Below are 18576 nucleotides of genomic sequence, written 5' to 3' on the forward strand. Positions count from 1 at the left end.
CGGCATGTTACCCACAGCCCGGATCCTGATATGAACGTTGAATGCCCCACCTGCAAAAAGTCCGTCGAATGGACGGAATCCAATCCGTATCGCCCTTTCTGTTCTGAACGATGCAAGCTGATTGATCTTGGCGCCTGGGCCAATGAGGAATATCGGGTGCCGGCCGAGAACGTTTCTCCGGATGATCTAGACCAGATCGAAGACGCCACCCGGCACTGAACCGGCAAGGCCGCATCAGCCCGACTGACAACCCTTTCCAACGACTTACGGGCATTTAAGTTGTGATGCGGTTGGCAGGTCGTTACCATCCTCTCAGTCATAACTATCGCTGATGCCGGCAGTTCCAGCCGGCCCGAATCAACACGACAGCAACAAAGGTGTAAACATGAAAGTAACCCGCATCTCCGCTCTGGCGCTTTCTCTGGCAGCTGCCCCGGTATTTGCCGCTGATCTGGATCTGAGCCTGACCAACAACTCTGTGAAGGGCCAGGTCAACTTTTTCGGTGCGCAAAACGACATTCAGCTGGGTACAGGCTACACCTACCGTGACAGCCGTCGCCATATTGGTAATGTCGACTTTCACGCACAGGGCCGCACGTCCATTGGCAACCTGCCAACCACCGCGGGCGTTGGCCTGAAGGGCGTCTTCTATGATGAGCGCCGCCAAAACGTGGATGGTGGCGCCGTTGGTCTTGGTGGTTTCGCCACCGTGAATGTTCCGGACGTACCCGGCCTGTCATTCAGCGGCAGCCTGCACTACGCCCCAACCATTCTGTCTTTCGGTGATTCCGACGACATGACCAGCCTGGAGCTGCGGGGAAGCTACCGCGTGATTCGCAATGCAGAGGTGTTTGCCGGTTACCGCTACCTGAACACAGAGCTGGACTTTGCCGGCTCCCCAGACATCAATCTGGATGAAGGTGTGCTGGCAGGGATCAAGATTTTCTTCTGACCGACCCACACCGGCAAAGTATTCGCTGCCCGGCATGCTCGCCGGGTAGCGGATTCGTGCTACTCCTCACGCTCTCACCCGCTTTTTGTTGTTAGGCTTCCCCGATACTTACTAACGGATTGCCTGGCATGAGACTGAACCTCCCCACCCTTCTGGCCGCCACCCTGATACTCACCGCCTGCAGTGGCGACAGCGCTATTGATGGTGTCAAGGAGATCCCGAACCGGTTCGGCAATGCCGTCAATGCCCTGGATGATTTCAGCCCTGGCAGCACCGGGGACTCCAGCAACGCCCGCGGGCTGAGGCCGAATGAGGTCCGGGTGACCATGGAAGTGCCTGCCAGTCTTGCGCCGCAAGGTGAGCCTACCCGCAGAAACCTTAGGATCGTAGTGCCCGATCGTGTTGAGGTTTACCGTACGGACTATACCCTCAGGAAAGACCTTGGCACGGTGCGTTTTTCAACTGCCACGGACGATGATGGTTACCTGATCATTGCGTTTGAGGATGGGGTCCCCATTGGGCCCGATGTGGTTATCGAAGCCTCCTATCGCGGCACAACGCTCAAAGCCCTTGCCTCCGACTCGGACCGGGATGTGAAGGTAAACCCCTTTTCCCATTACCTGGTTGTGGAGGGGCTGGGGAACTACGATGCCGTCGATTTTCAGACGGTCATGAATTGTGTCAACAGCAGCCTGTGCCTGAATAAGTATGTCTGGGGCACGGTCGCGGACCAGGTGCATGACTTCGAGATCGATATCGCCAGCAATGCGAGTATCGCCAGCGCCCTCAAACGCCTTGATGACCGGGCCGATTTCAAAGCCTATGTGGCTGCCATGGCAGATTATGCCCTGCTGGGCCAGGATAATTCAGACACCGTCCGTGCCAGTTCAGCCGATTACAATTCGATATTCCTTGGGCTTGAGCTTGGTCAGACCTTCAGGGAATCCAATGCGCTCGGTGCCGGCCAATGGGGGGTCCGTACCGCCCAGGAAGAGGCGCTCACAGCCACCGGCAGCGCCTATCTTTACCCAGCGCTCACACTTACGTCATTTGAAGCGTTCAATATCAATGTCACCTCTTTGGCCACCGACATTCCATATGATCGGCAAACACTGATTCACGGTTTGGACAACGGCGGCGCCCAGACTTTCTTCAACCGGAGTTCAGATCTTTGGGCCCGCAACAGCCATTCAAGCGCTCCTGGGGCAGCAACACTGACCCCACCCCGAACCGACACCCAGAGCGCTGATGCGTTCGATCCCGCGCGGTTACTGGCGGGGCGTGCCTTGTACCAGAGCGTGACCGATCGCAATAGCAGCAGAATTACCGGGTGGACCCGAAATCCCTATTACCTGGATGCCTTCACCTCCGCGCCGGCGGACCAGGACAGCAGCCCGGACCGCGTGCTCACCAGCTATTTCTCGGCCGGCAAAGCCATTGAACTGTTGGAAGAGGGCGGCAAACTCAAACGTCAGGATACTCTGGAGGATCACTACCTTTCTGTGTTTGAGCTCCACCTGGAGCGCAGCAGCGATTTCAGCTTGTCCACACTGGCAGAGCAGCGCTATAACCTGGTGTATATCGCGCCCCGATTCGGCAATGAAGATGACCCATTGGTTTTTGAAACCGGGCACGGCATCTGGAACACTCAAACCTCTGACGGAAACCGGCTCATCGCCGATGTGGCACTTGAGCAGTTCAGGCTTGTCAGGGCCAGTAACGGTCAGGTGCGAACAGAGGCGAACCCCGGAACCGGTGACTGGAATCTGGCAAACCGATTGTCTCGCTTGAGCCAGTCAGACCAGCATATCGGCAGGCTGACCCTCTATGAGGACCAGCCAGGCGATGAGTTTGGAACACCGGATATGGGCCTTGGCGCCGCCACCCCGGACGGCTCACTGATGGCCTTCAACCTGGACGACAGTTACCTTGGCGACGGCCTGGTGATTGCAGGGCAAGCTCCCACTGACTCACTGGTGCCGGCCCGCTACAGGCTCCAGGGGGTTATACTCTCAATGACCGATCACACCAGTCGGATGCACCAGATCCAAAACGGCATACTGGAACTGGACAACACCAGCAGCGCGACCATTAACGCTACTGGCTTTGAAATTCACCACGACATCCCATCAAGTATCATCTCTGAGCCGAAGCAAGCGAGCCTGGCGTCCTCACTCGGCGTCACTGCCTCGGAAAACGGTGAGATCACCCTCAGCGGCGGCGAACTCACACTCGCGGGATTCTATACAGGAGTCGGTGACCAGATATTTCTGACCTTGCGTGACGACACCGGCCCCGAGTTTCAGACCGGGTTACTGATCGCCACGATGATCCCGGAAGCGGACTGACAGAACCAATCATCAGGACGCGCACGTATAACCTGTTATAATTTCTGCCATATCGCCTGATATACCCATAAATACGAGAGGTTTTATGACTGCAGTTAACCGGGCGCTGATGCTGCTTGTATCTTTGGTTTTGTTTGCTCTTGCCGGTGCCCTCTACGTCCCACCTGACAGTTCAGATGAAGATGGTGAGGTGGTTCTGGCATCCTTGCCCCGCCTGCCGGCCTGGGCCCAGGGTGACCTGCCTGACTTCTCTGTCTATCGCGACACCACCGAGCGTAAAGTTGCCTTCTTCTCGTTCCTGTACCCGCGGATTGTTCTGGCCAACTCTCGAATTCTGCTTGAGCGCGAATACCTTGAGTCACTTGCCAGCAAAACCGAACTTTCAAATCGGGAGGAGAAGTGGCTGGCAGAGCAGGCTCAGCGTTTGAGGGTTGATGCCGTACCAGGAAGCGATGAGCAATTCGCGCTGTTACGAAAGCGCCTGGATGTGATTCCGCCGTCCCTGATCCTGGCACAGGCGGCTAATGAATCCGCCTGGGGCACCTCCCGCTTTGCCACCGAGGGAAACAACCTGTTCGGCCAGTGGTGCTTCAGCAAAGGCTGTGGGCTTGTACCTCTGAGCCGTGTTGAGGGAGCTAGCCATGAGGTGGCCAGATTTTCCTCTCCCTATCAGTCCGTGCGCTCCTATATCCAGAATCTGAACCGACACCCCACCTATCAACTGGTCAGGGAACTCCGGTTGCAGAACCGACAGGCAGACAAGCCACTTTCTGGCCTTGAGATGGCGGAAGGCCTACTCGGCTATTCCGAGCGGGGTGAGGAGTATATAAAAGAGATACGTTCCATGATTCGGTACAACAACCTTGAATTCTATGACCATGAATTCCGGAAACTCTTGGGAAACCGCACTCTCAATACATTCGAGCAACTGGCCTCGACAGACGCGGATACCACACTGCTACCCGGCGCGGAAGGCAACCTGGCCAGTCCGTTTGAAGGCTGACACAACAACCTGAACGTACAGAGATAGTACCCATGCTCAATTTTCTGCCCGCCCCGTTGAAAGGGGTTTTGGTGGTTCTGCTTATTTTGCTTAATACCGTTATTTTCCTTCCGTTCCTGCTGCTGTTTGCGATCATCAAACTGGTGATTCCGGTGATCGCCGTGCGCAAGGGCTGCACGGTGATCGTCAATGGCATCGCCTGGTACTGGATCGGGTTCAACAACACACTGGTTAAACTGTTCCACAAGGTTGAATGGGACGTTCGTGGCACCCAGGAGCTAAGTCGCAGGCATTGGTACTTCGTGACCTGTAACCACCAGAGCTGGACAGACATCCCCGCAATCCAGTACGTGCTGAACAGCAAGATCCCCTTGCTGAAGTTTTTTCTCAAGAAGCAATTGATCTGGGTACCACTGTTGGGCGTTGCCTGGTGGGCGCTGGATTTTCCGTTCATGCATCGCCATACCAAAGAGCAGATCGCCAAACGTCCTGAACTGAAAGGCAAAGACATCGCAGCCACCCGAGCTGCCTGTGAGAAATTTCGCTACACGCCAGTGACCATCTTCAACTTTATGGAAGGCACCCGCTTTACACCAGAAAAACAGGCCCGCCAGAATTCACCCTATAAAAACCTGCTGAAACCCCGCGCCGGTGGAACGGCGTTTGTATTTGGCGCCATGGGCGAGATGATTCACACCATGCTGGATGTGACCATCGTGTACCCCAACGGCAAGCCGGGCATCTGGGACTACCTGTGCGGCAGGGTAGACAAGATCATTATCGACATTCGCACCCGGGAGGTACCAGAGCGATTTCTGGGTATGGATTATGAGGGTAACCGGGAACTGCGCGTGGACTTCCAGCGTTGGATAAGCGAGATATGGGCGGAGAAAGATGCCCGGATTGAGGAGCTGAAGGCCGGGGGCTGACTAAAGCAGCCCCAACTCCCGGGCCCGCACAATCGCCTGGGTTCTGGACTTCACTTCCAGCTTGGCATTGATTCTGCGGGCATGGGTTTTCACCGTATGCAGGGAGATGTGCAGCTTGTCTGCGATTTCCTGGTTTGACAGGCCCTTGGCAATCAACTCAAGAACACCCTGCTCCCGGTCACTGATTGGCTCCGCGAGCGCATCGGCAACCACCACTGCACCCTCGATACCAAACAGCTCGCCCAAGGCACTGGTGAAGGGACTCTGTTCCATCCCTCTGAAGGTCTTCTCCATAAGCGGGCGCAGCTCTTGCATCAGTTCGGCGAAAGGACTGATAAAGTGCTCTCTGGCAGCCTCTCTGATGACACTTTCCAGCTGCCGCCTGCCCGCTGGCAGTCCTTTTTCTTCTGCCAGCAGAACGGCGTCCAGCAACCCCGCGTGCAATTGAAGCCCCCTCGGCAACGCATCTTCATAGCGTTGGTATACGGCAGAAAGGTGCTCTCGGGCTCGTATCAGGTCACCGTTCACCAGGTCAATCCTCACCTGCAAACAGTCCAGCAGGCCTGGAATCATCGGGAACAGTTCGGGTACACAGCCGTCCTTTCGGTAAGGTGCCAGCTTGGCCATGGCCTGAACAGCGCTTTCCGGTTGGCCGCAGGCCAACCAGCAGCTCGCTTTCAGCGCCTCAAGCACCGGCAAATAGACAGCCTCATCAACCTGCCAGGAATGCATGGTACGTTCAGCACGACCAATCCACACAAATGCATCATCCATCCGGCCCTGAGCCCGACACATAAGAACCCTCAACGCCATTGCCAGCAGCAGGCCCAGATCCCGGGTTTGCTCCGCATGCCGTGCACAACTCACCAGCAGGCGATCGGCCTCTTTGATGCGCCCTTTATGCCAGAGCACCAGAACAAGGTTCAGTTGTAAGCGGGTTTCTCCAATCCGTGCAGGCCGGCTGAGCTCCTGCATCGCGGTGTCCAGCCCGGTCCGTAAAAGCTGCTCGGCATGGCCCAGCGCCCCCTTTCCCAACTCGATTCTCGCGTGGGCATAGACTGCCAGGGCTTCAGAACCAGAGTCACCGGCTTCCCTGGCCAGCTTTGCAGCCGTTCTGTTGGCATCCCGCGCTTCCTGAAAGTATCCACCAGCGCATAACGCGCTGGACCTGACAATCTGAGTCACCAGTTGCGCCTGAGTAGACAAACCGCCAGTCGCCAGCGCCTTGTCAGCCATTTCAAGCGCAGGCCCGACGAAGCCCTCACCGCGCAGGATGAACGCCTTGAGGGCGTATATTCGGGCTTCCTGTTCCCTTAGATCTGACACACTGAACGATTCGAGCAACTCTCGCGCCTGGCGGAATTGGCCACCAATCGCATGAACCCAGCCGTAGACAATTCGCAGCCTGGCACTCCGCTCCAGCAACTGGGCAGGCAGGCTTCGTCGCAGCGTCAGCAACGAAGCCGTGTCTTGCCCCAACAGCAGTGCCTCGGTGCCCTCGGACGCGATGCGTATGACTTCATCATTTTCACCCGCCAGCAAGGCGTACTTGAGCGCCTCCGGAAACTGCTCCCTTTGCCCAAACCAACGGCTTGCCATCAACATACGGGTGGCATAACCGCCCATCATGGGCGCCTGTAACCAGGCTTGGAGCAATGGGTTCAAACGATACCAACGCCCCCTCCCCGGCACCTGCTTTAATGGCAATCCGCGTTCCGCCGCCGACGATGGCGGCATATCTGGCTCTGCGGTGGTGCCCTCCAGTGTCAGGAACAGCTCATCTGAACAGCTTTCAAGCTCCGCCATCACTCGCAAACTGCGAACCTGTGACTGCGCCAGCGGCGCAAGCACGGTGCTCTTGATAAACCGTTCCACGGACTCGGTTTCGTGAACCGGCTTTCTTTCATCGCCACGAGCGAGCTCACGAAAGTACAGGGCCAATGGGGTTGGCCAGCCTTCCGTCAGATTGTACAGGTGGTCGATGGCCACACTGGTAATCAGGCGTTCATCACGTGCTTGCTGAAAAAACTCGAACGTTTCCGACCGGGAGAACTCGAGGCGATCCACAGATAAGTGCTGGTAGACACCCTGCAGATCCAGCGTGTGGCTTTCAAACGGCAGGGGTAAACGTGATGCCATCACCACCGCCAGGTTGCCAGGAATGTTCGTGGCCAGTTGGTGGAGTAATCCCACCACAGCCGGGTTCGTCAGATGATGAAGATTATCCAGAACCAGTACATCCCGATTGGACTCCTTCTTTCGGGCTTTGGTGACCAGAAGAACAGAAAGATGATCCTGGAAAGTACCGCCATTTGGCGCTGAGACGTCAGACAGACCAAGGGCCGTGGCCAACAGTGAGAGAAAACGAGAAGGGGCGTTGTCACCGCCGTTAAGTGTAACCCAACGAATACTGGCATCCGGCGCAGCATTGAGCGCGCTGACCAGGGAGTGGGTTTTGCCATAACCACTGGGCGCCTCCAGAAACAACAGATGCCCTGGCGACATAGCGGCCAGGATCTGCTGGTCCAGCTCTGGCCGGATTAGCCTGGAGACAGGAATTGCCGGCATCTGAAGCCTTTGCTCCAGAAGGTCTCGCACAAGCTCTCCATGCACAAGGCCATTGTTGGCGGACTGAAATTCATCGTTGGCTGCACAGCCATCATTATAGGATTTCACGCACTGCCCCATTTGAAACCGGCTTCCTGCTATTCGCAGGCCGGCGTAAAAAGAACCTTCTTTTCACGGATTCTGGCTTGGCGTCCTGCATCGGGTACGCCTTTAGTATGAGTCGCTTACCGGAAGGTTAAACCAAAGGTGGGGTGAGCTGCAAAATTTTGACGTGTAAAAAGTTTGTCAGTGGCAGATTTTTAACACCAAAAGTTCGGTTGCCACTACAAAAAACGGCGGGCCAATGGCCCGCCGTTTTTAACTACTGCTATACCTGTCCGTTACCGGGTACCTGCCCGGCGCAGGGCGGCCGGCGTGTAATCCCGGGAATAGCGCTCTACCCCGAAGCTGTATGGGTTGCTTTCTTCGTTGGTCAGCCCCAGTGCAAGGTAGCGGCCAGACAACAGGTCATACAGTACTTCGAGGGCGTACCAAGGCACGTCCTGGTCGTAGAACTGCATGGAATGGGCTTCCGCGACACGCCAAAGCTCACCACGACCATCATAATGATCGATCACAGCTGCCTGCCAGGTGTCCTCATCGATGTAGAAGTCGCGCTGTGCGTACACATGGCGCTCACCATCTTTCAGCGTCGCACGCACATGCCATACTCGGTGTAACTCATATCGAGTCAGATTCTGGTTGATATGGCCCGCTTTGATGATGTCATCGTAGCTGAGGTTACGGTCAACCAGCTCGTAGGAGTTGTACGGAATGTACATCTCTTTCTTGCCAAGCAGTTCCCAGTTATAGCGATCCGGAGCACCGTTGAACATGTCGAGGTTGTCAGAGGTACGCATGCCGTCAGACGCTGTACCCGGCCCGTCGTAGGCCACCTGGGGGGCGCGACGAACACGGCGTTGACCAGCATTGTAAACCCAGGCCCGGCGAGGCTCCTTCACCTGATCCAGAGTTTCATGTACCAGCAGTACGTTACCCGCCAGGCGGGCCGGCGCGGTAATCGCCTGCTTGAAGTAGAACAGTACGTTATCGTCCTGGCCAGGCTCATAGTCCGCCAGGTAACGGTTCCAGGTCAGTTCGTCCTGGAACTGAACCACCGAGTATGCCCCGTTGGCAGTAGGCGTCACCTGGCCAATGTTGCGCTGAACCGAGCCACCACGGTACCGGGTGATGTGGTTCCAGATTACTTCCAGCCCATTTTGCGGGATCGGGAACGGCGTTGCATTCTCGTAATTTCCGATACCGTTACCGTTCTGAATCAACTCGGAACGAGTCGCATTCTTCACCGTTTCATCCATGATGTTCTGGGGATAGACCGCCGTACGGTGAGTCGGGTAGACCGGCATTTTATAGTTCGGATACTGGCGGATCATGGCGATCTGACCCGGAGACAGCTTGTCTGCATACTGATCAACGTTGCTCTGATCGATCACAAACTTCGGCTGCTCGTTCGGGAATGGATTGATATAAATACCATCACCCTTGTAACCCTCCGGCGGTGTTGTCATCCCACCTGTCCAATCAGGAATATCACCACCGTTACCGGCGCGCTCTGCGCCCATCGGCGTGAGCGTGTCGCCCAGCTTGGCTGCTTCTTCAGCAGAAACCGCGCCCCAGGCCTGACCCGCAAAGAGACTTGCAGCCAGTACGCCGGTGGCCAGTAGTTTCTTGTTCAGTTTCATTTAAATTACCTCGTTGAACGAATTCTTTCCGGTTCAGAATGAGTAAGAGACACTGGCTGCCACAAAATCACGGTCGGTCAACTCGTTATACGGTTTGCCACCGAAAAAGTTTGTGTAACCGATGTTGCCGGTGATTCTGTTCTGGTATACCGCCTCCAGAGACAGACCGATGGCTTTGTTGCCCTCGTTGAAAGCACCACCGGGTTGAGGCGCATAACCTTTTACATCGTGGCTCCAGGCCAATTGCGGCGACAGGTTAATGCCCGCGAATACGTTGGGGTAGTCCCAAACCAGGCGGGAACGGTAACCCCAGGAGAAGGACGTGGTAAAGCCTTCGTTGTTACAGTAGTTGCTGTTGAGGTTTGCGCCAAGCGCGCAAAAATCAGCGCCGCCGAGGGAAGCCAGAGGAAGCTCACCAATACCAAAGGTACCAGAACGACCGTAACGAGCCTCTGACGAATCCGGCAGATCGTGCACGTAGGTCGCCCCAAACTCAGTTATCAGGGACATACGGCTCGCCCCCATCACCTGATCAAAGAACTTGATTAATGTGAACTGCGCCTGTGAGACCTTGAAGCGATCATAGCCTTCAACGGCCTTACCGGCCAGGTTCGCTTCAGGATTTTGTGCTCGGACTTGTGTCTCTAGCTTACTCAGAACTTCGCCATTAGGCCCACGTTGCTGCAAACCGCCGAAGATCAATTCAAACGCGTTCCACTGCAAAGGTACGTTATCGCGGAAGCTATATTCTGCGCCCAAGGACCAGCCACCCGGAGTGGTGGTGTTGACACTGATACCGTATAGATTAATGTTCTCGGGATACTCGATATAGTAGCTCGGGAAAGTGGAGTTCGGCAGATTGGGATCATTCTGCTGCGTTGTAGTTGGAGAGGCCGGGTTATTTACCAGACCGCTAACGTACGGCAGGCGACTGTTGTATTTGATGTAATAGAACCCGAATTCGGAATCGTTCAGCGCCGGCACGTACCAGCGCAGCGCAACACCGAACTGGTCTTTGGAATCGGCCTCTTTATCAGCCAGCCGGGGCGCGATAAAACCCTGAGCCAAAGCCTGTGAGTCCGGCAACTGGCCGGCAAGCAATATCGGGCCACAGCCGTCGGCAACAAAATCGTTCGTTGAGAAGAAGGTGCCGCAATCGTCAAGGCGAACTGGCTCCCAGTCTGCCTGAACGAACGCTTCTACCGTAATGGTATCGGTGAGGCCAGCAGACACATAGAACATTTCGACCGGCAGCAAAGCATCTTTCAGTTCGGAACCCGGAGCCCTGAACGCTGGGACGTCAATCGGGTTAATAACATTGACGCCACCCTGAATGAAGGTGCTTTCTCCCCAGCTGACAACCTGTTTACCGTAACGGGCACTGATCGGAGTGTTACCCACATACCAGTCGGTAAAAATATAGGCATCCAGGATCTCACCACCGGAGGCATTACCTTTCGCCTTGCTGTTCAGTTCGCGCCGCTGACCTACATCATCAACGGCACGGCTTTCATCTTTCAGCTCGAAGTCGTACCAGTAACGGCCGCGAACCAAACCACCGACACGAGTCAAGAGGTTGCTGTCTACCGCATAATCGAGGAAAAGCTCACTGTTGCCTTTGACAATCTTGGAATAGGTATCGCCCTTTTCAAAGTTCAGGTTGCCGTCGTCATAATTGTTGGTGGATGAACCAATGTTGTCGAATGGCTGACCAGGCGCATATTCAGGGCCCAGGTTGCCCGGAGCGATCAGGCGCCTGTCCCGGTCCTGCGTCCTCCAGCCCACACCAGCTGACAACGTGGTATTGAACTGCGCGTCAACATCTCCCACGTTAAAGGAGATAGCAGAGGCCGGGGCGGACACGCCGGCGGCTATGGCGACGGCAAGCGGTAACTTGGTCCAACGCTGCCACGGTTGAGTTTTTCTTGTCATTGGAAGGCTACTCCGTTGTTGTTCTGAGTCGCTGCTCGGTTGTTCTGATTTTGGTGTCTTGGCGGCTGTGCATACAGTGCCGTGATGCTTGCACTATAGCTAAGGCCTTTGGGGGCTTTGATCAGTCAAAAGTATGATTTTGCTGTCACTCTCCGTTTAGCCGTGTTCTCGCACTCCCTCACTATAGACAAGATTCGGGAGTGCAACCACTTTGACTGTATTACAGAACTTCGATGGCCATGGCGGTGGCTTCACCGCCACCAATACACAGCGCCGCAACGCCTTTTTTCTTGCCATAGTGCTTCAATGAATGCATCAGCGTGACAAGCAGGCGGGAACCGGTGGAGCCTACCGGATGGCCCTGGGCACAGGCGCCGCCGTGCACGTTCACCTTCTCCGGGTCCAGGCCGAGTTCTTTAATCGGCATCATGGCAACCATGGCGAAAGCTTCGTTAATTTCGAACAGATCAACGTCGTCTTTGGTCCAGCCGGTTTTCTCGAACAGAGTTTCAATGGCTCCTACCGGGGCGCAGGTGAACTCACTCGGGTGCTGGGACTGGGTGCTATGGGCCACGATACGTGCCATCGGCTTCAGGCCGCGCCTCTCAGCTTCGGACTCGCGCATCAGAACCAGAGCGGAGGAACCGTCAGAAATAGAAGAAGCGTTTGCGGCGGTCACGGTACCATCTTTGGCAAATGCCGGGCGCAGGGTCGGGATCTTCTCGATATTGGCAGCGTGTGGCTGCTCGTCATCTTCAACAACTACCTCACCTTTGCGGGTTTTCACGGTGACGGGGATGATTTCTTCTTTAAGCAAGCCTTCCTCGATGGCTTTCTTGGCGCGAGTCAGGGACTGGATGGCGTACTCATCCATATCTTCCCGGCTGTAGCCCTTTTTGTCCGCCATTTCCTGGGCAAAGGAACCCATCAGGCGACCGGTTTCCGCATCTTCCAGACCGTCCAGGAACATGTGATCCTGCGGAGCCTGCCCGGGACCCATGCGATAGCCCTGGCGGGCGCCAAGCAGTACATAGGGTGCGTTGGACATACTCTCCATACCGCCTGCAACCATAATGTCGTTGGTACCAGCCTTGATCAGGTCGTGGGCCAACATGGCCGCTTTCATGCCGGAGCCGCACAGCTTGTTGATGGTGGTGGCTCCGGTGCTGTCCGGCAGACCGGCTTTACGCATAGCCTGGCGTGCCGGGCCTTGTTTGAGACCGGCAGGCAGAACGTTGCCCATGATGACTTCCTGGATATCGGCAGGCTGCAGGCCAGCGCGTTTGACGGCTTCGGCGATGGAAATAGCGCCCAGTTCAGGAGCTGAGACAGGGGCAAGGCTGCCCATAAATCCGCCCATGGGGGTGCGAACGCCGCTTACGATGACTACGTTGTCTTGGCTCATATTGTGATCTCTCTTGGTAACGGGTCTGCCCCCGCAGGGGGACTGACCCTCTTTTGTGGAGTTGGGTTCTAAAGTGGGCCAGTCCCCTGCGGGGGCAGACCCTGTACCCGCTCGTATTTTTTGGAGCTGGAGTCCAAAATGGGTCAGTCCCCGTGCGGGGACAGACCCTATGGCTTATGAGGCGCTTCCAGGTATTCCCGGGATTGCATTTCCAGCAGGCGGGATTCGGTGCGCTCAAATTCGAAGCTCAGGCGGCCGCCGGTGTAGAGTTCGGTGATGGGGGCGGCAGCCGAAATGATGACTTTGACGTTTCGGTCGTAGAACTCGTCAATCATATTGATAAAGCGGCGCGCCTGATCGTCGTTGTTTTTGCCCAACTGCGGCACGTTGCTGATGATAATGGCGTGAAACTGGCGCGCCATTTCAATGTAATCGTTCTGACTGCGCGGGCCATCACAGACAGATTTGAAATCAAACCACACCACGTCATCTGCGTGCGCTTCTGCGGGTATTTTTCGCCCGTTGATTTCCATGGTTTTACTGTGCTTGCCTGCCTCGACTGCAAGGCCATCAAAACTGGTGCGCAGGCTCACATCGGCCTGATCGTCCAGCGGGCAATGGTAAAGCTCTGCCTGTTCGAGAGTTCTCAACCGGTAGTCCACGCCGCCGTCGACGTTCACCACATCGGTATGCTTCTTCACCAGCTCGATAGCCGGCAGGAAACGGGCCCGTTGCAAGCCATCTTTATAGAGGCCATCTGGCACGATGTTCGACGTGCATACCAACGTAACACCACGGCCAAACAATCCGTCCATGAGAGTAGCGAGAATCATGGCGTCACCGATATCGGAGACAAAGAACTCATCAAAGCAGATAACACGGGTCTCATCGGCAAACTTTTTCGCCACCCGGTCCAGCGGATTTTTCTCGCCTTTGAGCTGTTTCAGTTCGTTGTGAACCCGCTGCATGAAGCGATGAAAATGCACTCGCATCTTGCGGTCAAACGGCAACGCTTCGTAGAAGGTATCCATCAGGTAGGTCTTGCCGCGGCCGACACCGCCCCAGAAATAGAGCCCCTTGACCGGCTCCTCCCGGCCCTTTTTCAGTTTACGGCGCAGTTTCGCCAAACCTTTATTTCGCTCACTTTCGGCATCGACCAGTTTGTCGTACAGTGCCTGAAGGCGACGGACGGCATCCTCCTGGGCCGGGTCTTTATGAAAGTCCGGGCGCTCAAGGTCCTTTTGGTAACGCTCCCAAGGGCTCAGGTTCGCGACGGTTTCAGAAGACATGGCTGCTGTCATCAGGGTTTCCCGGGATTGTAATGGTGTTTGATTTTCGGCGCGGTATTGTCGCTTATTTCGCACTTTTTCGCCACGCCGGGTGGGCACTGGGGCAATACGACGATTGGCTCAGTGTTTGGCCATGGGCTCAATCAGCCAGGGGAGTTATACTCTTTGAATGAGGATTAGCTCACTCGCATGCAACGAAAGGACGTTTTTATATGACAAACCTGATTCTGGCGGCAGTAGCCGCGTTGGTGGTTGGCATTGTCATCGGGATTTTGGTCGGCCGCTCAGGCCAGGGAGCAACGCTCCGGCAGCGCCGGGCAGAGCAGCAAATTGAAGAATTGCGCAGTGAGTTTACTCGCTATCAGGCACAGGTGAATGAGCACTTTATGGAGTCTGCGCATTTGCTGCGCCGGTTTAATGATGCTTATCGCGATGTGAATCAGCATATGGCGCGCGGCGCGAACCGGCTTTGTAATGATGAGGACTGGCTGGAAGAGCTTGGACAGGACGGTTCTGGACGGCTGGAGCACGGCAGTGATGAAAACTCAGAGCCACCACGGGATTATGCGCCGAAGGCTGATCCTGAGGACAAAGGCACACTGGCCGAGGATTATGGCCTGAATGCGGATGGTACCAAGCGGTCTGCTTGATCACCGAGGTCTTCAAGCACGGTACAAGCCATCTGCCAGCGGAGTTTGGTTGGGCTGGGGATGGCTTTCCAAAAACCGCTACGAGCACATCCATGTGCGCTTCTCTCAGGCCATCCATGGCCTTCGAAATTTTTGGAAAGCCATCCCCAGCCCAACCACCAGATCCCTCAGCGAGCCTCTACCCTAATTACGATGTCTCTGCTCTCCAGTGATTAAGCCGAGAAACTAGACCGGATTATCACAGTCAATAAACTGGTGCTTCACTTCAAACTCCCTGGCTAGCGCCTCCCCCAACGCCTGAACACCATAGCGTTCTGTGGCGTGGTGGCCCGCTGCAAAGTAATGGATTCCGCACTCTCTGGCAGTGTGAGTGGTCGGCTCTGAAATTTCCCCGCTGATGTAAGCATCAACACCCGCATTCAAGGCTATGTTGATGAACCCTTGGGCGGCGCCGGTGCACCAAGCTACCGTTTTGATTTTCTCTGGGCCGTCTCCTACATGAAGGGGCTGACGGTGAAGAGCCCTGGCGATGTGGAGACCGAAGGCTTCTGGCGATATCGGCTCAGGGAATTCGCCCTGCCAAACCAGTCCGCCGATCGGCGTGGGGTTCTGGATATTCAGGACATTGGCGAGTTGGCGGTTGTTGCCATATTCGGGATGGTCATCGAGCGGCAGGTGGTAGGCCACCAGGTTGATGTCGTTATCCAGCAGCTGCTTGATGCGGTTCTTCTTCATGCCGCGGATGGCCTGGTCTTCGCCTTTCCAGAAGTAGCCGTGGTGGACCAGAATCATATCGGCGTTTTGTTTTACAGCTTCGTCGATCAACGCCTGCGATGCTGTTACCCCGGACACGATAACGCTTACGTACTCACTACCCTCTACTTGCAGGCCGTTCGGGGCATAGTCTTGGAAATTTTCCGGCTGGAGCCACTCGTTGATTTTGGCGAGGATTTCGTTTCGGTTTGCCATGTATACCCCCTATCTCGCTAATATTCAGGGTTGATTCAGCGCGCACATAAGCTTGGGGCGAGGGGCTGGAAAGGCTTTCCAAAAATGTGCGGAGCCATGGATGGCGGAGCCCAAGCGCCACAGGGATGTGCCGCAAGGAGCGTTTTTTGGAAAGCCTTTCCAGCCCCTTGCGATGCGCCATACCTAAAGCGCTGACCCTCTCACAAGTCTGCTGTCAACTTAGAGAGAATCAAGGCCCTTGATCAACGCGTTATTTTGATCGCTCGTACCAATAGTAATTCGCAGGAAGTCGCTAATGCGCGGCTTGTTGAAGTGACGAACGATAATGCCCTGCCCTCTCAGCTTGGCGGCAATATCGGCGCCCGCGTGCATCGGGTGACGAGCAAAAACAAAGTTTGCTTTTGAAGGCAAGACATCAAAGCCAAGCCTCTCAAGTTCCGCTTTCACCTTTTCGCGCTCTTCGATCACACCGCCGCAGCATTTCTCAAACCACTCGCTATCTTCAAACGCCGCGATCGCACCGACCAACGCCAGACGATCGAGCGGGTAGGAATTGAAGCTGTCTTTAACTCTATTCAAAGCCTCAACCAGTTCCTCATTACCCACGGCAAAACCTACTCGAAGGCCGGCCAACGAACGAGCCTTGGACAGAGTCTGGCTGACCAGAAGGTTCGGGTATTGATTGACCAATGAAATAGCCGTCTCACCACCGAAGTCTACATAGGCTTCGTCAACCACCACCACGCTGTCCGGATTCGCCTTCAGGATTTCTCCCACATGCTCCAGCCCAAGATACCGACCGGTAGGCGCATTCGGATTCGGGAAGATGATGCCGCCGTTGGGGCGCTTGTAGTCTTCCGGATTGATTTCGAAGCTTTCGGTCAGCGGGATGACATCGCTTTCGATCTGATACAGACCGCAGTACACCGGGTAGAAGCTGTAAGTAATGTCCGGAAACAGGATCGGTTTGTCGTGCTTGAGCAAGCCCTGGAAGATGTGGGCCAGAACCTCGTCTGAACCGTTACCTACGAACACCTGCTTGGCGGAAATACCGTAATCCGCATGATAGTCAGCGATCGCCACTTTCAGCGCAAGCCCTTCCGGGTCCGGGTACAGGCGGAGGTTGTCGTTCAGTTCAGACTGAATGGCTGCAATCACCTTCGGGGATGGCCCGAAGGGATTTTCGTTGGTGTTCAGCTTGACCAGGTTGGCCATTTTCGGCTGCTCACCCGGTACATAGGGTTGCAATTCGCTGACCAGCGCGCTCCAGAACTTACTCATTGGCAGGGTTCTCTTTAATGCGATATTCGGCAGAGCGGGCGTGGGCCGTCAGGCCCTCACCCCGTGCCAGCACTGAGGCTACGCGCCCCATCCGGTCGGCACCCTCAGGGCTGAAGCCGATCAGGGAGGAGCGCTTCTGGAAATCGTAAACGCCCAGCGGCGAGCTGAACCTTGCCGTACCGCTGGTAGGCAGTACGTGGTTCGGGCCGGCACAGTAGTCACCGAGGGCCTCGGCGGTGTAACGGCCCATGAAAATAGCACCGGCGTGGCGGATGTCGTCCAGCATGGCCTGCGGATCTTCCACGGACAGCTCCAGATGTTCGGGAGCGATGCGGTTGGAGACAGCCGCCGCTTCTTTCAAATCGGCCACGTGAATCAGCGCACCACGGCCAATCATGGACGTGCGAATAATCTCATCCCGTTCCATGGTCGGCAGCAGCTTGTTGATGCTGGCTTCCACCGCATCCAGAAAAGCCGCATCCGGGCTGATCAGAATACTCTGGGCCTGTTCGTCGTGCTCGGCCTGGGAGAACAGATCCATAGCGATCCAGTCCGGGTCGGTTTTGCCATCGCAAATCACCAGGATCTCAGACGGGCCGGCGATCATGTCGATACCCACAACCCCGAACACTTCCCGCTTGGCTGTGGCCACAAAAATATTGCCGGGGCCCACAATCTTGTCCACCGCCGGTATAGTCTCGGTACCATAGGCCAGCGCTGCCACAGCTTGCGCGCCCCCGAGCGTAAACACCCGATCCACTCCGGCAATCGCAGCCGCCGCAAGAACCATATCGTTCACCACACCATCCGGCGTCGGAACCACCATGATCAACTCACCAACACCCGCCACCTTCGCCGGAATGGCATTCATCAGCACCGAAGACGGATACGCCGCCTTACCACCGGGCACATAAAGTCCGGCCCGATCCAGAGGCGTCACCTTCTGCCCCAGAATCGTCCCATCCTCATCTTCATACTGCCAGGACTTCTGATCCTGCCGCGCATGATAATCCCGAACCCGCTCAGCCGCTTTCTCCAGAGCCACCCGCTGATCCTGAGGAATCCGCCCCAACGCTTCCTGAAGACGACCCTTGTCCATCTCCAACTCCGCCATGGAACTGACCTTCAACCGGTCAAACTTCTCGGTAAACTCCAGAACCGCCGCATCGCCACGGGTTTTCACCTCACGCAGAATATGCCGAACCGACTCATTCACCTGATGGTCAACACTGTCATCCCACGCCAACAGCTTGGCCAGCGCACCATCAAAGTCGCTCTGGGTTGTCGTCAGTCTGGTGATTCTGTCGTTCATCTCGTTAATCCTGCGTTGGATTGAAAACTTACAACCGCTGGATTACCCGCCAGCGAATCGGGGAATATTCAACAAAGCTCAGGGGCTTCCAAGCTCAAAAGCACGCGAAAGCCATCGGGTAGGCCTTTCCAAAAATTTCGAAGGCCAAGGATGGCCTGAGAGAAGCGCACATGGATGTGCTCGTAGCGGTTTTTGG

The 18576-nt window shown here is 55.8% G+C and carries 14 protein-coding genes; 6 read left to right on the forward strand and 8 right to left on the reverse strand.

Translation table 11 applies throughout. From position 1 onward, the window contains the following. The first annotated feature begins 30 nt into the window (after positions 1–30). From yacG to yihG, 5 genes are all read left to right on the forward strand, one after another. Entirely contained in the window at positions 31–219 is a 189-nt protein-coding gene (gene yacG / locus ABIE59_RS15905) for a DNA gyrase inhibitor YacG (protein ID WP_354448457.1), read from the forward strand. 166 nt (positions 220–385) lie between these two features. Continuing rightward, a complete protein-coding gene (locus ABIE59_RS15910) occupies positions 386–952 on the forward strand; it encodes a YfaZ family outer membrane protein (protein ID WP_354448459.1) in 567 nt (188 codons plus the stop codon). Positions 953–1080: 128 nt separating this feature from the next. After that, complete coding sequence (locus ABIE59_RS15915) at positions 1081–3300, forward strand: hypothetical protein (protein WP_354448461.1); 2220 nt, start codon at positions 1081–1083, stop codon at positions 3298–3300. Between the two features lie 85 nt (positions 3301–3385). Continuing rightward, complete coding sequence (locus ABIE59_RS15920) at positions 3386–4303, forward strand: glucosaminidase domain-containing protein (protein ID WP_354448463.1); 918 nt, start codon at positions 3386–3388, stop codon at positions 4301–4303. 32 nt (positions 4304–4335) lie between these two features. After that, complete coding sequence (yihG, locus tag ABIE59_RS15925; protein WP_354448465.1) at positions 4336–5232, forward strand: 1-acylglycerol-3-phosphate O-acyltransferase, YihG family; 897 nt, start codon at positions 4336–4338, stop codon at positions 5230–5232. On the opposite strand, the gene ABIE59_RS15930 is transcribed toward yihG, so the two are convergent. The 5 genes from ABIE59_RS15930 to zapE all read right to left on the reverse strand — a co-directional run bounded on the left by ABIE59_RS15930 (position 5233) and on the right by zapE (position 14144). Then, the gene (locus ABIE59_RS15930) at positions 5233–7920 is read right to left on the reverse strand and encodes a helix-turn-helix transcriptional regulator (protein ID WP_502915378.1); all 2688 of its coding nucleotides are present in this window, start codon (positions 7918–7920) and stop codon (positions 5233–5235) included. 260 nt (positions 7921–8180) lie between these two features. Then, the gene (locus tag ABIE59_RS15935) at positions 8181–9542 is read right to left on the reverse strand and encodes a DUF1329 domain-containing protein (protein WP_354448469.1); all 1362 of its coding nucleotides are present in this window, start codon (positions 9540–9542) and stop codon (positions 8181–8183) included. A gap of 33 nt (positions 9543–9575) precedes the next feature. Beyond that, positions 9576–11474 (reverse strand): DUF1302 domain-containing protein, encoded by a 1899-nt coding sequence (locus tag ABIE59_RS15940; RefSeq protein ID WP_354448471.1) that lies wholly within the window; start codon positions 11472–11474, stop codon positions 9576–9578. A 220-nt stretch (positions 11475–11694) separates the two neighbouring features. Continuing rightward, positions 11695–12879: a thiolase family protein gene (locus ABIE59_RS15945; RefSeq protein ID WP_354448473.1), complete on the reverse strand. Its 1185-nt coding sequence runs from the start codon at positions 12877–12879 to the stop codon at positions 11695–11697. A gap of 167 nt (positions 12880–13046) precedes the next feature. After that, positions 13047–14144: a cell division protein ZapE gene (gene zapE / locus ABIE59_RS15950; protein WP_354448526.1), complete on the reverse strand. Its 1098-nt coding sequence runs from the start codon at positions 14142–14144 to the stop codon at positions 13047–13049. A 236-nt stretch (positions 14145–14380) separates the two neighbouring features. Here zapE and ABIE59_RS15955 point away from each other — a divergent pair, with 236 nt between their 5' ends. Continuing rightward, the gene (locus tag ABIE59_RS15955; RefSeq protein ID WP_058092005.1) at positions 14381–14818 is read left to right on the forward strand and encodes a Z-ring associated ZapG family protein; all 438 of its coding nucleotides are present in this window, start codon (positions 14381–14383) and stop codon (positions 14816–14818) included. 225 nt (positions 14819–15043) lie between these two features. Here the strand turns inward: ABIE59_RS15955 and ABIE59_RS15960 are convergent, their stop codons facing one another. The 3 genes from ABIE59_RS15960 to hisD all read right to left on the reverse strand — a co-directional run bounded on the left by ABIE59_RS15960 (position 15044) and on the right by hisD (position 18380). Further along, complete coding sequence (locus ABIE59_RS15960; RefSeq protein WP_354448476.1) at positions 15044–15787, reverse strand: Nif3-like dinuclear metal center hexameric protein; 744 nt, start codon at positions 15785–15787, stop codon at positions 15044–15046. Between the two features lie 219 nt (positions 15788–16006). After that, complete coding sequence (gene hisC / locus ABIE59_RS15965) at positions 16007–17068, reverse strand: histidinol-phosphate transaminase (protein WP_354448478.1); 1062 nt, start codon at positions 17066–17068, stop codon at positions 16007–16009. Then, positions 17061–18380 (reverse strand): histidinol dehydrogenase, encoded by a 1320-nt coding sequence (gene hisD, locus ABIE59_RS15970; RefSeq protein WP_354448480.1) that lies wholly within the window; start codon positions 18378–18380, stop codon positions 17061–17063. The genes hisC and hisD overlap by 8 nt, the downstream gene beginning before the upstream one ends. Between the last annotated feature and the right edge of the window lie 196 nt (positions 18381–18576).

Origin of the sequence: Marinobacter sp. MBR-99 (assembly GCF_040547575.1) — a bacterium.
In the GTDB taxonomy this organism is placed as follows: domain Bacteria; phylum Pseudomonadota; class Gammaproteobacteria; order Pseudomonadales; family Oleiphilaceae; genus Marinobacter.